Origin of the sequence: Nitrosospira multiformis (genome assembly GCF_900110185.1) — a bacterium.
Lineage (GTDB): Bacteria > Pseudomonadota > Gammaproteobacteria > Burkholderiales > Nitrosomonadaceae > Nitrosospira > Nitrosospira multiformis_A.
In genome coordinates, this window is the sequence record NZ_FOCT01000006.1 from 139,502 (window position 1) to 152,980 (window position 13,479).

Annotated in this window: 18 protein-coding genes; all 18 read right to left on the reverse strand. The window is 51.0% G+C overall.

The annotated features are described in order from the left end of the window. Positions 1-785 precede the first annotated feature (785 nt). Positions 786-1,199: a nitrosocyanin gene (locus BMY01_RS08650; RefSeq protein ID WP_011380929.1), complete on the reverse strand. Its 414-nt coding sequence runs from the start codon at positions 1,197-1,199 to the stop codon at positions 786-788. A 942-nt stretch (positions 1,200-2,141) separates the two neighbouring features. Beyond that, complete coding sequence (locus BMY01_RS08660; protein WP_074746263.1) at positions 2,142-2,327, reverse strand: CsbD family protein; 186 nt, start codon at positions 2,325-2,327, stop codon at positions 2,142-2,144. A 260-nt stretch (positions 2,328-2,587) separates the two neighbouring features. Continuing rightward, positions 2,588-2,995: a hypothetical protein gene (locus tag BMY01_RS08665; protein ID WP_074746265.1), complete on the reverse strand. Its 408-nt coding sequence runs from the start codon at positions 2,993-2,995 to the stop codon at positions 2,588-2,590. A 568-nt stretch (positions 2,996-3,563) separates the two neighbouring features. Continuing rightward, a complete protein-coding gene (locus tag BMY01_RS18060; protein WP_139176824.1) occupies positions 3,564-3,872 on the reverse strand; it encodes a hypothetical protein in 309 nt (102 codons plus the stop codon). Positions 3,873-3,888: 16 nt separating this feature from the next. Continuing rightward, a complete protein-coding gene (locus BMY01_RS08680) occupies positions 3,889-4,257 on the reverse strand; it encodes a hypothetical protein (protein WP_074746271.1) in 369 nt (122 codons plus the stop codon). A 112-nt stretch (positions 4,258-4,369) separates the two neighbouring features. Continuing rightward, positions 4,370-4,558, reverse strand: coding sequence for a hypothetical protein (locus tag BMY01_RS08685; protein ID WP_074746273.1), 189 nt, complete (start codon positions 4,556-4,558; stop codon positions 4,370-4,372). Positions 4,559-4,649: 91 nt separating this feature from the next. Further along, the gene (locus BMY01_RS08690; protein WP_074746275.1) at positions 4,650-4,961 is read right to left on the reverse strand and encodes a hypothetical protein; all 312 of its coding nucleotides are present in this window, start codon (positions 4,959-4,961) and stop codon (positions 4,650-4,652) included. Then, positions 4,958-5,422: a lysozyme gene (locus BMY01_RS08695; protein ID WP_074746277.1), complete on the reverse strand. Its 465-nt coding sequence runs from the start codon at positions 5,420-5,422 to the stop codon at positions 4,958-4,960. The genes BMY01_RS08690 and BMY01_RS08695 overlap by 4 nt, the downstream gene beginning before the upstream one ends. A 168-nt stretch (positions 5,423-5,590) precedes the next feature. Further along, positions 5,591-5,776, reverse strand: a complete 186-nt coding sequence (locus BMY01_RS08705) for a hypothetical protein (RefSeq protein ID WP_074746281.1) — start codon at positions 5,774-5,776, stop codon at positions 5,591-5,593. Positions 5,777-5,786: 10 nt separating this feature from the next. Beyond that, positions 5,787-5,936, reverse strand: coding sequence for a hypothetical protein (locus tag BMY01_RS17765; protein ID WP_175463232.1), 150 nt, complete (start codon positions 5,934-5,936; stop codon positions 5,787-5,789). 84 nt (positions 5,937-6,020) lie between these two features. Then, a complete protein-coding gene (locus tag BMY01_RS08710; RefSeq protein ID WP_074746283.1) occupies positions 6,021-7,616 on the reverse strand; it encodes a right-handed parallel beta-helix repeat-containing protein in 1,596 nt (531 codons plus the stop codon). Continuing rightward, positions 7,616-7,774: a hypothetical protein gene (locus BMY01_RS17770; protein ID WP_175463233.1), complete on the reverse strand. Its 159-nt coding sequence runs from the start codon at positions 7,772-7,774 to the stop codon at positions 7,616-7,618. The genes BMY01_RS08710 and BMY01_RS17770 overlap by 1 nt, the downstream gene beginning before the upstream one ends. Next, the gene (locus BMY01_RS08715) at positions 7,775-8,407 is read right to left on the reverse strand and encodes a hypothetical protein (protein WP_175463234.1); all 633 of its coding nucleotides are present in this window, start codon (positions 8,405-8,407) and stop codon (positions 7,775-7,777) included. It abuts the gene before it with no gap. Next, the gene (locus tag BMY01_RS08720) at positions 8,407-8,787 is read right to left on the reverse strand and encodes a hypothetical protein (protein WP_074746285.1); all 381 of its coding nucleotides are present in this window, start codon (positions 8,785-8,787) and stop codon (positions 8,407-8,409) included. Before BMY01_RS08720 ends, BMY01_RS08715 begins: the two co-directional genes overlap by 1 nt. A 2-nt stretch (positions 8,788-8,789) precedes the next feature. Then, positions 8,790-9,668 (reverse strand): hypothetical protein, encoded by an 879-nt coding sequence (locus tag BMY01_RS08725; RefSeq protein ID WP_074746287.1) that lies wholly within the window; start codon positions 9,666-9,668, stop codon positions 8,790-8,792. Next, complete coding sequence (locus tag BMY01_RS08730) at positions 9,669-12,836, reverse strand: phage tail protein (RefSeq protein ID WP_074746289.1); 3,168 nt, start codon at positions 12,834-12,836, stop codon at positions 9,669-9,671. It abuts the gene before it with no gap. Next, the gene (locus BMY01_RS08735) at positions 12,824-13,189 is read right to left on the reverse strand and encodes a DUF6950 family protein (RefSeq protein WP_074746291.1); all 366 of its coding nucleotides are present in this window, start codon (positions 13,187-13,189) and stop codon (positions 12,824-12,826) included. Before BMY01_RS08735 ends, BMY01_RS08730 begins: the two co-directional genes overlap by 13 nt. After that, entirely contained in the window at positions 13,189-13,452 is a 264-nt protein-coding gene (locus tag BMY01_RS08740; protein ID WP_074746293.1) for a hypothetical protein, read from the reverse strand. The genes BMY01_RS08735 and BMY01_RS08740 overlap by 1 nt, the downstream gene beginning before the upstream one ends. Between the last annotated feature and the right edge of the window lie 27 nt (positions 13,453-13,479).

Consider the following 13,479-nt stretch of genomic DNA (forward strand, 5'->3'; position numbering starts at 1 on the left):
TTTTCCGCTCCTAAAATTATCGTGTTTTTTTGCCACTTCTTTCTTTTTTTATATAAGAAATTCATCATCAATAATAAACTAGTGTCAGCAAGAGGGAGTTCTCGGTCATTTGCTTTTTTTCTTCATTTCAAGGGGAGTTGACATGAAAACTTATTCTGTTTTTAGCGTGGCCAGATTCACAACATTGCTTGCGTTGACTCTGGGCTTGGCCATGGGTTTGGGAGGAAATGTTCAGGCACAGGACGGAATGCATGAAGGCCATAAATCCGATTCGAAATCCCAGCATATGGACCAAAAGGAGTTGCCTTGTGGCGGGCCTAGCGTAATTAAATGTCCCAGGGGTATGTCCTGCGTAGATGATCCGTCAGACAAGTGCGACCCCACCAAAGATGGTCTGAACTGTCCGGGCAAGTGCGTAGCGGGTAAAGGCGAAGAAACAAAAGTCAAGCAACCTTGCGGTGGTCCCAGCAGAATCAAATGTGCGGGCGGCATGATTTGCATCGATGACCCATCGGATAAATGCGACCCCACGAGGGATGGGCTTGACTGCAAAGGGATGTGTGTAGCCAAGTAATGAAAGACATTTGGGAAAACGTAATGCGCTGCAAGCAATTCGGCTTGTCGTTTCCCTATACATCTTACCTGCGCCGTAAGAACATTCCCGAACTAAATGCATAAATTAAAAACCCGCTAATCAGCGGGTTTTTAATTATAACTGTACGACAGAACGAGAATGCATCTTTCGCCGCCAATGCTGCTCCATCAGCAGCATCAGATCGATCCAATTAATCGATGACGTTCAGAGAACCGGGCAGGTGGATGTTCTTGGGATGAAGCTGGCACCAGATGGTGAATGCACCGACCTTGTCCGCTTTGAAGCTAACGGTCTTGGTTTCGCCAGCCTTGATTACTTCCTTGATTCCATAGGCGTCAATGGAAAAACCTTCGCTGATGGGCGATTTGTTCTCGATGGTGACCTTTACTGTATTACCTTTCTTGACGGTCAGTGCTTCCGGCTCGTTGAGAACATTAAAGGCCCGGATGTTCTTAACCGTAACACCTTCAACATTAAGTTCAGGAATCGTGGTGTCATAGGCATTGATAACCACCGTGAATTTTTGTTCTGCTGCGTGCACCGCACCCGTCAACAGCATGCCAAAAGCCAGACCCGCAAACATTGCCTTGTTTATTTTCATCATTAGTTTCCTTTCGAAGTTTAGTTGGTTTTAATTAAATGGCATTTCTGGAACCAATACTTTGTATGGGATGACGCCGAATGTCAAGAGCCACTTTCTCATCAACTTCTGGCTTGAGAAACAATTTCCCCGCTCATTTCGGCATAATCACGTTTATCCGAAATCTCCCTCATCATCCTTTTACAGTACAGAGCAAATAGAGCTTAAGATTATCTCAGTTAAATCATGAGGTTGAGTTTATTGTTTTCAAGCTTCCGGATTTCTGGCCACGATCAAGGGAAGAAACCGGCATGGCCGAAAGAGCCAGGGCAGGTCGATTCAGATTCAACTAACAAGTCCCGGACTGTTGTATTTATCACACAATCCGGCACATCAATTTGCGATTTTGGAGTGTCCTCAGGGAGAAGCTGTGGAAACTCCGGCGAGTTCATCTTGATGTCCTCAGCCGGTCAATTGCCCTACCCTCGCCGCTCACTGAGTTCTCAAGAACTTGAAGGACTTCTTGCCGAGTAGTCTCGTCCAGGCTTCTTATCAGGTCAATCAAGGCTCGCTGCGATTCTTCCAGCCCTAAGTTCCATAGCTTCAAGATGTGATCGATCAGTTGATCATTTCCTATTTGGTATTCGCGCTTCATCCTTTCCTCTCTCCTTAATGAGTCTAGGCAAAGTACGTTATTACATCGGGGGTTAAATTGATGTGAATCAGCTGTGAGATTCTTGTAACCTTCGGAGGATGGCAACAAAAAGTCCGGCGAACACCGTTTACTGCAATCGCTTTCCTGTTTTGGAAGGGAGAAGTGAGTAGGTAGATTAACAATACAATGGAATCTCTGCCGTTAAATACTTAACGTATGGAAATAAAAAACCCGCGCAGGCGGGTTTAGGAAGTGAGGAGAGGAGAATGTATTGTTATTATTGAGTGATCTTTTAGCTTCCCGGCATTTCGTCAGAGCTTGTCAGCGGCCTTCTTGACTGCCTCTTTCGCATCGCCAACTCCTTTTTGGATTTTGCCTTCAGCCTGCTTGGCAAGTCCTTTGGCTTGCTGTTCCTTGTCACCGGTCAGTTCTCCTACCTCCTGCTGTACTTTGCCGGCGATATCTTTAGCCGCACCTTTAACTTGATCTTTGTTCATCTGTAATCTCCTTAAAGATGTTTCTTTATCCACCGTGGACGAGAAACATGAAGATTACAATATCAGATGATATTGCTGAGTAATGTTCGGTAGCAAACACAGCAATAAAAAACCCAGCTTGGAGGGATGGAACATGGCCGGCATCGATTTATCTCAACTTGATCACAAGACGGAGCAGATAAACATCCTTAATGCTCAGACCCTTCACTATCGTTCTCTTCGTCGCCGGAAAGTAGCTTGTGATCCTGTTTTATCGGAGGCTACGCTTTGCAGTCGTTCCCTTTCCAGATTGATCCGACAACGATACCTTTCTCAACTTCAAAGGTAGTTTGGCATGACTTGGTATTTTCGACACTTTCTTCCCCAGCCGGAACCATTACAGACTTGGAAAAAGAATAAGTAAGGAATTTTTTGTCTCCTGCCTCATAAACTTGCTGAGGAGTGCCAAGCAACATGATCAAATCAATCTCTGATAGGCCGTAAAACAAAGCTAATTTCTTTTCGTACCCGCTTGTGGTTGCGCATCCTGATAACGCCACAGCAGCTATTAGAAGTATTATGTCCTCTTCATAATCAATCTCCAGCTGTTGAGCCCGATACCAGTCTACCAGACTTGATATTACGGAATCTTCTTTTAACCATTCCCAACCCTCCGGGAAGAGAGTCACTAACCTCGCTCTCCTGTTTCTTGACGAGGGGCTTGTTCGGCATCTCTGAATATCATTCTATCCTCCAAGTTTTGCTAATCAAACGAGGGCGCGCATGTGCAAGCTCCGGCTTTGGCTGTAATGGTTCCTGATGGGCCCAAGCTACGATGCGGAGGGCTCAAACTTGAAGGCGGAAATCAAAAGGCTGGATGCAAAAATAAACCGGCTATCCGATCTTCTGTCAGAGACAACCGCAATTGGAACGCTGCTTCAAAAGATAGAGGAATTCGCGCATCAACGAGCCTGCTCGAAGATCAGCTTTCCAGACTGGAAGTGACTCGGAAGCAATCGAAGGCGCTGCGTGAGATAAAAGAGTCTGATGTGCAATCCATGCTCTCGAGGGTGGCAGAAAATCTACCGGAACTCGACAGAGAATCGCTAAAAGACATACTGCGCAGCCTGATAGACCGCATTACTTTCGATTCCTCCAGTCCAGCTTGTTGTATCCATTACAAAATCAAGCTAAAAACTGGGGATTTCGTGGCGTCCCCAGGGGGATTATACCAATTCCCCCACGTTTCAAAACGCGTCAACTTCCAGATTTCTCGTTTAAAACGGAGGGCTTAGATTGGTTACACCCCTTCACCGCAGCCCTTAACTTGACCTCACACGCCGCCCGTTCCTCTATCTCGGCACGCAACGCCCTATTGATCGTCAGCGCATTGTCAGCAGGAGAAACGCGATCGACTGAATAAGCTTCCTTGCATTCTTCTGGTATCTCGACATGGCACGGGACGGGAATAGGTTTTTCGATGACGCGCGTCTGGATGATTGGCTTCGAGGCGCAGCCAGTCAGAGCTAGCGTCAACATGTAAAGAAAAACGGATTTTCTATACATGTCATTTACGATATGTCTACGAATTACGTCTTTTCTGTACATATTCCCCCTGCTCCCTGAATACCGCATCACACATCGGCTCATCCTGGCGCACAGGTGCCTCCCGGATAGCCTTCGCCGCCGTCACGTGTTTCTCCGCTTTGGCTTGAGCATTGAGCATCGCGGCCTCTGCTTTCTTGGCTCGCTCAGTGGCCGCATTGACCATCTCGGCAACACCCCGGCGCACATCAGCAATATCCGTTTCGCATTTCTGGTTGCTGGACTCAGCAACAGCGGAACGCGATCCGAGACGCGCTATTTCTTCCCCGTTGCGCCAGCCATTGACCACCCAGCCGCCGCCGAAACCGATGGCACATGACGCTAGAATAATTATGAAAAGTGACAAGATTTCAGCCCCTTATCTAACCATTGCCGAGAAAAAATAATCGATTGTGGAGCCTGTAGATCGCTCGTTTTTTAGGCAAAAGAGCGCCCGGAGGCGCTCCGAAGCGCATGTCTTAACCGTTTGCCTCGATCTTTGCTTTAGCAATACCGTGAAGCTCGTTCACAATCTCCAGCAATCGTCCCTGTATGTGAACGGCGTCCTTATAGCTGAGGCCGGTAAACTCAAAAGGAACTTTCGATCCACGACCTTGAGCGTCATGCATACCAAAGCTAAGAGAAACTGTTAAATTGTCCTTTTCCATCTGCTTCTTCCTTAAAGAAATGCCATCTGTCTAGGGACTCAACCCTCACGGTCGGCGCGGTTTAAAATGGGCAAATGCCCCGTTTAAAAAATCAATGCGGGAAATTCTGGTAAATCCACATCTGATACGCCTCTCTTCCTTCTTTGCTGCGCCACCATGACGCACCGGGGAATTGATGGGCGCGGCAGAATGCCTCTATTGAATGCGGATCGGATTTCAGTACAACGCCGTGCCATGCCTCAACCAGGGCAGTCAAATCGCTTTCGTGCGATTCAGCAATGACGCAACTTGCCCGAACCGGACCGGGGATCTGATTGCCTTCATGAAAGCGCAGCAGAAAAGGTCTGCGATCGCTCAAGTCCTCGGCTGTGACTAAACCTTGCTGCCAGCAGATTTTGTTCATGTCAGCCCCATGCACTGTTTGTATTCCGCTTCACGCCGGATCGTCAGGCCGCGCAATGGCTTGCCCTGGAATTTGTTCCATCTCAATATTTCCCGGCAGGCCGTCTCGTACTCGCCCTTGTTCAATTCACTTACAAGCGTAGAGCTGCAGAACGCCGATACACCGATGTTGTAGGTCAAGCTCACGTATGCATCGAACTCGTGCTGATAGAGTTCGACCTTGACGCACTTTCTGACGCCTGCCGCATACTTGCCCTCGAGGTTGTTTAAGAGGTAGATCAACTCGCGCACCGGCTCTGTCTTGTCTCCCATCTTCACGCCTTCAGTGCGACCTGGGCCGATAGTGGGAGCATCGCCGGGAACAGGAATAATAGCCTCAAGTGGGAATCCCTCCTGTTTCGTGATCCCGACAAGCAGAGCAGCTCCAACCACCAGACCGGAAACAGCCATACGTTTGATCATCTTGCCCTCTCTCTCGCCTCAAAATCCTCTCCGCACTCGCGGCAGCAATACGCACCCTCCGCTGGCTCATCACAGTTCAAACAAAAGCCGGTACGCTCTGGCACCGGCTTTCTGTGACTCAACGCAGCTTCAAGCTGTTTCTCTTCTTGTGCTGCAGCTCGGTCTGCTTCATCCATCACACTTCTCAGCAGGTTTGGCGCGCCATTTCTTGTATGCCACGCCGATCTGCAACAAGGTATAAATGAGCGTCCCCCATCCGATCAAAATCGGCAGGTTGTCGTTAACCCAATTGAACGCCGAAAGCGCCCACAAAATAGCCACCTTTACCCACACGGGCGCCTCGAAGTCGCGCATCGAAATTTCCTTATCCGAGCACTGCCAGAGCAAACATAACCGCCGCAGCAACAAGAGCAAGTCCGGTCCACGGAGAGCCAACCAGCTTCATCAGGAACGAATCAGCTTTCGCATCGAGTTGTTTAACCTGCTCCTTCGCCTCTTCCAATTTCTCTAACATCTTCCGTCTCCTGCGATAAAAAGTAATGCTCATCAAATAAAAAAGGCCGCATTAGCGGCCTCGTTGCGAAAAATCAAAAGTTGATCAAACCGGCTCTGCTGCCGTCAGCCATGCGGGAACAGGATTGTCATCCACCGCCCCGATGTTCGGGGGGTTATAGAAGTGCTTGCCGTAGAAGTCTTTGCCGCCTAGATATGCTCCGGTGCGGATACAACTGGCTGCTTCCGGCCTGTAAACCGTGTTAAGGTCAGGATCGGCTGTCAAAGTTGATGCCGCTAATGTATGACCGACCGGACCAGAGAAACCATAAAAACAGTTATTGGATTCGCCAGTCCAGGCAGAAGCAGTATTTGCCCTGACAGAAGGCGTTGAACTGGTTGTTGTAGTAAAGATGTTATTTCGGATAACGTTTGCCGTATTGTCTGCCGTAGACATCATGTAAGCTCCGGCGTAAGAGCAATTGACGAATGTGTTGTTGAAGATGTTTGATGATTGCGCTGCCTCCTTATTTCCAAAGGAAACGCCGGTCACGCAGTTAACAACCAGATTGCCGTAAGCCGTGCAATTTGTAGCATCTAAAATCAGTATCCCCGATCCCGCGGGAGGGGAGTTGTTGGTAGAACCATTACCGTATAAGTCCCTGATTTGGTTTCCAAACGCAACGCTGTCCCGGCAATCATGGTCGAACAGAATACCGCAAGCATCTACCCCGCCTGTTGTCAGGTTCTCCGCGTAATTATTAAAGACACGGTATGTTCCATAGAAGATATTTGCAAGGCCAGACAGCCCATGGAGCCCATAGCATTTGTTGTTATAAACGTCATTGGGCCCAAAATCTGGAGTAGCGGACAGGCCAAATCCGCCGAGAACAATACCCCCTCCAACAAGACCCACTCTCTGCTGATTAGTGATAGTGTTGTCATAAACCTTGATGCCTGAATTTCGCCCATAGATCGCAGGGCAGAAACACTCAATAGCAACTCCGCTGCAATTGGCAAACGCATTCCGGCTGATGACCACATCTTCCATCTTTGCTCCGTCCCAAGGTGTAATGCCATCGTCGTAGAAGAAGTCCTGTTCGTTAAAAACGATGACGCCGCGCGGGCCGGATACACCGTTGAAGGCGTTGTTGTTTATCTGTATGTTTGTCAGAGTAGTGGTCACTCTACTTGTGACCCACCAGAGAATTGCTCCCCCAGTTCCACCGTTGAACGTGTTGCCTTCAATGACGACGTCCTTGTATGCAAAGGTATTAGCAGGCATTAAGTCCACTGCTTGCAGGGCTGATCCGGACAGCGTGCAATTCTTAAGCCAGAAGCCGATATTCGGTATTCCGGTAACGCCAATGCAGCGATTGTTCCCTGAAGTTATCGTGAGCGATTGCAGGGTTATATAGGACTTGTCTATGTTGAAGTAGTAGGCCCCGGCACTGAATGTAATTGATCCAGCCTCAGTCGCGTAATCGCCGCGAATTGTTATGAGACTACCCAGGCTTCCACTCGCGCCGGGTCGAATGATCTCAGAGTAAGTATGAGCGCCGCACACGTACAATGTAGATCCCGCAGTGACTTTGCCTGAGCCCCATTGCACGGTTGTCCAACCAAGCCAAGCAGTCTCATACGTGAGTCCGTCTGGAGTATTGCTGTGCGCCCCGACAGGACGAACAAAGAAGTCAGTCATCAGGATTCACTCCACCGCTTGTAAATCATGCGACCCAGTCCAATCGCCGCAGCACTTCCGAGGGCGATACTAACTAGATCGAGGCTTGTATGAACCGTTAAGTCATAAGATATGACGGGCGTAGTTACCGCTGCCCATATTGCGTTCAAGGCATCCATTTAATCTCCCACGAAATGCAGCACGCGATAATATTCAAGGGTGAGAGCATCGCCGCTGTCTGCTCTCTGCCCGGTAATATCGACTACGACATTGTTTGCGAAATCGATTGAGTGGGTTGCTGGAGCGCTCGCCCCTGCTGTGCCATAAGCGCCGTCATAAGGCTGTATCTGCGATGCCAGGGAATTACGGTTTGCCAGGACGATCAGCGGAGCCTCTTTGACAGATGTGGTGCGCGTGGCGCTGTAAACTGTCACGCCGCCAACCTTGACCTTCAAAATCTTGTTGTTCGCGCTGTTGGTGAATGTCCAAAGCGGCTCGATCTGGAGAATGCTGTTAACACCAAGCAATCCTGCAGGGATAGCGAACGAATCAAGAGGCTCGTCAATCGAGGTCAGGGAACATGAAAATCCAATAGCCGATCCAGCTAAAATTTCTATTGGACGACGAATGAGCGGATAAACAAAGCCGTGCTTGCCAGTAAAGCCAATAGGCTTGCCGCCGCTCGTTGCGTATGGAGCTTTCTCGGCTTGCTTCGCGTTGAGTGCATTGTTGTTTGCGTCATATTCTTCAAGCGAGAGCGCGGTCCCCTTGGATTTGCGACCGACGACAGTTGCTAGATCATTCCAGGCCATTACAGTGTAGCTCCCAGCGTGAACAGATCGTCAAGTTGCTTCTCGGTCAGAGAAAGTTGCGTAGTCATCGTCCCGACTAGCGGATGAGTGCGCTCAACCGTCTGAGCAAATTGCCAGTCAATCCGAGCCGCGTCACCTGCCGCTCCCGTCATTGCGGCGATAGCGGCATCAACCTGTGCAAGCAACCCGGATTGAAGTAGGGCGCGACGAGCTTGACGCATTGAGATAACGCTCGGTATGGCTGTAGCAGGCACACGCAATGCATCAGCCTGAGCTTTTGTGATCAAGGTTAGTTCGGGTTTGATATACGCATCCTGCGATCCATCCGCCTCGAATGCATAGACTTGGTTGTTTTGATCTTTGTAGTATTTGAATGACATGGTTACCTCAACTCTGTCCAGCCGTTTGAAACGATAGAGGCGCTACCGACCGTCACTCCGACTCTATATGTCGCCCCCGCTGGAATTATTGCCGACACATATAAAAACTCACCCGGCGCCGCCCCTGAAGAGCCATAAATATTGATGGCTCCATTAATGAGGATTACAGCCGCTGAGCCTCCTGAAGAGGATGACACGCATACGCTTACTTGAATTGATCTGCCGGTTGAGTTCGTGTAGGTCGTATTTACAGCGCGGCTGGCGGTGAGGTTCTGCCAACTCTGGCCCAGGCCGAGCACTACTGCCCCGAGGTTGTCTGGCGTGACACAGCGAGTAGCGTCTGTTCCAGCCTGCGCCTCAGCATCTGTTGCCAATTCAACCACCCCGGTAGCGGATGTCGTTGCGGCTTGCTTGAGCGCAGAAAACGCTGCTGCCGCAGTAGCCGCGCCCGTGCCGCCTGCCGCAATGGACAGGACGCCTCCGCTCAATGACACAAGCTGCCATCCATCCGCAGTCCCGCTAGATGAGGAAATCGGCCATGCGGCCATTAACTCATTTGCCGTCGTCGTGTAACTTACACCCCAAGGACAGCGTAGCGTTGTTGAGTTATGCGTAATCGTCAGCGCCCCGGCCATTCTGATCTGGATAGGGCCCCGGTAATTCGTGCCAAAGCCGGTGATCGTTGTTGTGCCAGTGATCCGCAGCTTGGTCGATAATTGCCCACCAATGTCGCAGGTGGTGGCAGACGCGAGATCGAGTTCCGGTTTCTCAAACACCTCATTGATCACGTCCCATAGCTGCGCAAATCCGGCTCGTGCGGTTGCGTTACTAGGATTCGGGTATGTGTCGGATATGCTTGTTTTTAACGGTAACGCTGTCATTTAATATCCTTGAATATCAACATCTACTTTTGCTCCTGATACGGCCACGCCTGAGCTATTCAGAGCGCGAATAACAGGAGCAAGGGGAACGGTTTTATCTATGGTCAAGCTGCGCGCGCCGCTCGCGCCGGGTTGCAGAGCGCCGAACGTGACAACCTTGATCGAGGCGAAGTTTTTCGTATAGGGGATGGCCGTGCCGGACGCGCTTATCGGGAGATTTGCTATCGACTCTTTGATGTCTGGGGCATCAATCGTCACCGTCATGCTGATGATCTTGCCCTGAGTCGTCCCGCCGCCTATCGTTACGCGAAACTGGTAATCCGCATTTTTCACCGTAACCTGCCCCGGCCATGGAAGCCATGCTGCCGAAGACGATCCGTAGAACGGGCCCCCTTCGGATGAGAGCGCGGCATCAACAGCCAGGAAGCTGTTCGGGTTGTTCGGGTCAAAATTTGCCAGATCAACCGCGACGAAAGAATTCGGGTTGCTCGGATCAAAACTCTCCAGATCGATAGCGTCGAAAGCGTCTGGCTCGGAAACAAAGAAAGATTCTGTGTCGGAACCATAGAACGATTCGTCATCCGGTCCATAGAATGAACCGAGTCCTGAAACGCGATACTCGACAACAACATCAATGCCGCTGGTCGCCAGCGCCAAAGTCATCTTCGATCCGGTCAGAGCCGACCCAACGTTCATTACGCCGGACTCGTAAACCATTTTCCTGAACCCGGCTTCCGGCTTGTAGAGCGAAGCTGTATTTACCGAGCCATAAAATGACTGCGCATCATCCCCATAAAAAGAGTCTGCCGCCCCGGCCACGATCTGGCCGCCAGAGACCGTGCAATCTGTGAGCGTTCCATCAAACGTCGGGTGAAAGCTGTACGTTTCAACGACGTTGGCAATGGGCGCATCGCCAAGATTGGTAAAAACCGTGCCGACATTGAGCGATTCATTCCCGCTTGTGTCGACAGCCTTGCCCATGATCGTTACCGATCCGTAGGGCAGATTGGTAACGGTATATGGCGATGAGGTTATGATCCCAGTGTGAAGCGGTACAGCGGTATTCCAGTCAAGGTTGTTGCCGAAGTGGTAGCGGAATACATATCCGGCCAGATCGACATCATTAACGCCGGTCCACGACAGCACATCCTCATCTATCGCGAGATCGGTTATGTCATCAGGCGGCTCTGACTTGCCGACAACTTGATGCAGATCGGCATAGGTCCAATCTGATCTGGAGTTGAAATATGGGTTGAGTGGACGCGCCCGGACAACGTACCAGCCGCCGTCAACCACTGGGGAGAGGTAAGCGCTTGTCTCATCGCTGAGCGCGCTAGTTTTCCGCCATGCCGTTTCTGAGTCTCGGCGCCACTGTATCTCGATCTCGCCATCAGCAAGGACGGCGCCCTTCCACTCCACAAGGATCCGGGAGATGATCGTTCCATCGCCCTGCGCGAGCAGCGCATCCGTGCCGGAGTAGCACGTCACAAGATCCAGCTTCTGGACTACAAAGGGATTCGGCAGGTCAGTATTCGGCGTATCGTCCAGAGTGACGGTATCAGCCAAGTCCCAAATGCTTGGCGCGTCTTCCTTGAGTGTCAGCGTGATAGCGGAGTCCGGCGCATAGCTCTTATCGGTGATCCGATAAACCTTGTCCGTCTGCCCAAGGAACGCGCTGGTCAGTGTTACCCGATCCCCTACCCTGTAATCCCATGCCTTGAGCGAAAACTCAGCCTTGACCGTAAAACCGTTGCGCTGGTCCTCGGTTATGATCCGGCAGAGGTTATGAACTCGCTGCGTCGTATCGGTGAACGGGAAATCGATGTTGGAAAACTTATCCTTGCCATCCGCTGCCAGGTACGTTGCATTCTGGTACGACTTGAAATCGGTCGCTACATACTGATTTTCGGCAGAGACGAACTGCCCGCGGACTCCATTAATCGTATCCGCGTCGGATATGCCAGGAGTCACCGCGAGAGCCCCGACAATATCTTCCTGCTGCAATGAAGCTATGGGCGCCACGTACTTGCCCGCGTATATCTCCCATGTGGTGGCAACGATCCCCCCGGCCATGCTTTGTGCCATGGCTTCCAGCACATTAGCCTGATCCTGATCGCTTGTTACCGTGCCATTGCAGGTATAGAGCGCGCCGAAGGATTTCGCTTCATCGCAGACATTCGCAGCCGTGATCACGTGCGAGAGCGGAATGTCGCCTGCGTCGACTCCACACATCTCGGACGTGAGGTAGTCATAAATGACTAGAGCGTTGTTCTGGCTCCACGCCGTTGTGCCTGTGCGCGGATCGTAAAGTTTCTTCCCGCGCAGCAATACTTCAACCCCAGGCACGCCACCCTGGAAGTTCGGCTGCCGCAGATCAAGCCTGATTACCGTATAGCAAAACCCGGTGAGGGTTGCGCTCGAACTCCACTTGTCAGGACATTCTGCGAGCAGGGAGGCGTCGGCCGTATCGCCCGGCACGCCAAGATGCTTGCGCACCCGCACCTGTGAGGTGTTGACTTGGTACTGGTACGTGACGCTGTAGTGCGTTGCGCCCGGGTTGCCAGTAACGGTGATAGTGTTGCCTGACTGAGTATATGGAACCTCAGTTATAAAAGTCGGGAGCAACTTGAACAGCGCCGGAGGTCCGTACGCTAATACCTTGACGGCACTGCTCGGCGTGTGCGCCAGGGTAAAAGGCGACGCGGGGAAATTCTCGGTTATGCTCTCTGTTCTGGCTGAGTAATATTCCCCTCCGGTAACAAAGCCGTCCGCATCGAGCTCCCCCAGGTCTTTACCGTCGATATAAACTTTCTCGATCCCGTCACACTCATGGGCGGCATGAACACAGACCAAGTGCTTGAATTCTTCATTTTCGCCGCTGGACAGAATCGCTACTATGTCCGAGCCAACCTTGGCACGACCGTAAACGTACCGATGAGCAGCGTCACTCGCAATGCGCGTGACCGTGCGCTCTTGCAGGGAATTGAGAAAATCTTCCCGCGCTTTCGCCGCTGCGCGCCTCGCCTTCTTTGCGGCAGCGCGTTGCGCCATGGCACCGAATATCGTAGTGCCAACCGTCAGCGCAATGGATGCGGCGGTTAGTACAGTCGTTGCAGATAAGGTAATGCCGCCAAGCAGCGCCCCGATAGCCGGGATTAATGGCGGCACGTCCAGGCCTCTTTGGCGACGGAGCGATCAGTAAAAACAAGGCCGGTTTCGCCAACAGAAACGATATGCCGCCCACTGAACAGGCACGCAGCGCCCTGATAAATTGTGAGGTCGCCGTCTTGCGCCATGCCGGGGGGGATTCTTTTAAAATGTTGATCCAAAAAAAAAGAGAGACCGTTTAGGTCTCTCAGCTTTTTCTTTGCTTCACGCGCCGTTGTCCACGGTCGGTGTTCTGTCAGGTAATCGCGCCCTGTCTCAAGTCGCACCCATTCCCCAACAAACGTACAGCAGTCATGCACGCCCCATATAAACCTTCTATTTGCATGGGAAGAAATGTATTCGGAAAATTTCATTATTCCTTAGCAACTGCATACCCCTTTGCCTCCATACACATCACCGCCAAGTTCCGTCGCCGTTCGTGCATATCAAGCGCGCCGTAAAGATCCCCATAACGAGGATCAACCGTTTGCGTATGTTTTGTAGCCTCGTACTCACAACCCTTGGCGTCAGCCAAGTACTGTGATTGGCTTGCAGTTGGATGTGTAAAATTAATAGGCTTCGATGCGGCGCAGCCGGACATAATAATTACTGCTGACACTATTGCTATTTTTTTCATTATTCCCTCCTGTTAAAACAGGAGATT

Excerpts from the sequence above, each read along its gene's own strand:
- BMY01_RS08695 (WP_074746277.1), bottom strand. The coding sequence starts at position 5,422 with ATGATCAAACGTATGGCTGTTTCCGGTCTGGTGGTTGGAGCTGCTCTG.
- BMY01_RS08650 (WP_011380929.1), bottom strand. The coding sequence starts at position 1,199 with ATGATGAAAATAAACAAGGCAATGTTTGCGGGTCTGGCTTTTGGCATG.
- BMY01_RS08705 (WP_074746281.1), bottom strand. The coding sequence starts at position 5,776 with ATGCGCGACTTCGAGGCGCCCGTGTGGGTAAAGGTGGCTATTTTGTGG.
- BMY01_RS08725 (WP_074746287.1), bottom strand. The coding sequence starts at position 9,668 with ATGACAGCGTTACCGTTAAAAACAAGCATATCCGACACATACCCGAAT.
- BMY01_RS08735 (WP_074746291.1), bottom strand. The coding sequence starts at position 13,189 with ATGAAATTTTCCGAATACATTTCTTCCCATGCAAATAGAAGGTTTATA.
- BMY01_RS08685 (WP_074746273.1), bottom strand. The coding sequence starts at position 4,558 with ATGGAAAAGGACAATTTAACAGTTTCTCTTAGCTTTGGTATGCATGAC.
- BMY01_RS08740 (WP_074746293.1), bottom strand. The coding sequence starts at position 13,452 with ATGAAAAAAATAGCAATAGTGTCAGCAGTAATTATTATGTCCGGCTGC.
- BMY01_RS08690 (WP_074746275.1), bottom strand. The coding sequence starts at position 4,961 with ATGAACAAAATCTGCTGGCAGCAAGGTTTAGTCACAGCCGAGGACTTG.
- BMY01_RS08710 (WP_074746283.1), bottom strand. The coding sequence starts at position 7,616 with ATGACTGACTTCTTTGTTCGTCCTGTCGGGGCGCACAGCAATACTCCA.
- BMY01_RS08720 (WP_074746285.1), bottom strand. The coding sequence starts at position 8,787 with ATGTCATTCAAATACTACAAAGATCAAAACAACCAAGTCTATGCATTC.
- BMY01_RS08660 (WP_074746263.1), bottom strand. The coding sequence starts at position 2,327 with ATGAACAAAGATCAAGTTAAAGGTGCGGCTAAAGATATCGCCGGCAAA.
- BMY01_RS08715 (WP_175463234.1), bottom strand. The coding sequence starts at position 8,407 with ATGGCCTGGAATGATCTAGCAACTGTCGTCGGTCGCAAATCCAAGGGG.
- BMY01_RS18060 (WP_139176824.1), bottom strand. The coding sequence starts at position 3,872 with ATGTATAGAAAATCCGTTTTTCTTTACATGTTGACGCTAGCTCTGACT.
- BMY01_RS17765 (WP_175463232.1), bottom strand. The coding sequence starts at position 5,936 with ATGTTAGAGAAATTGGAAGAGGCGAAGGAGCAGGTTAAACAACTCGAT.
- BMY01_RS17770 (WP_175463233.1), bottom strand. The coding sequence starts at position 7,774 with ATGGATGCCTTGAACGCAATATGGGCAGCGGTAACTACGCCCGTCATA.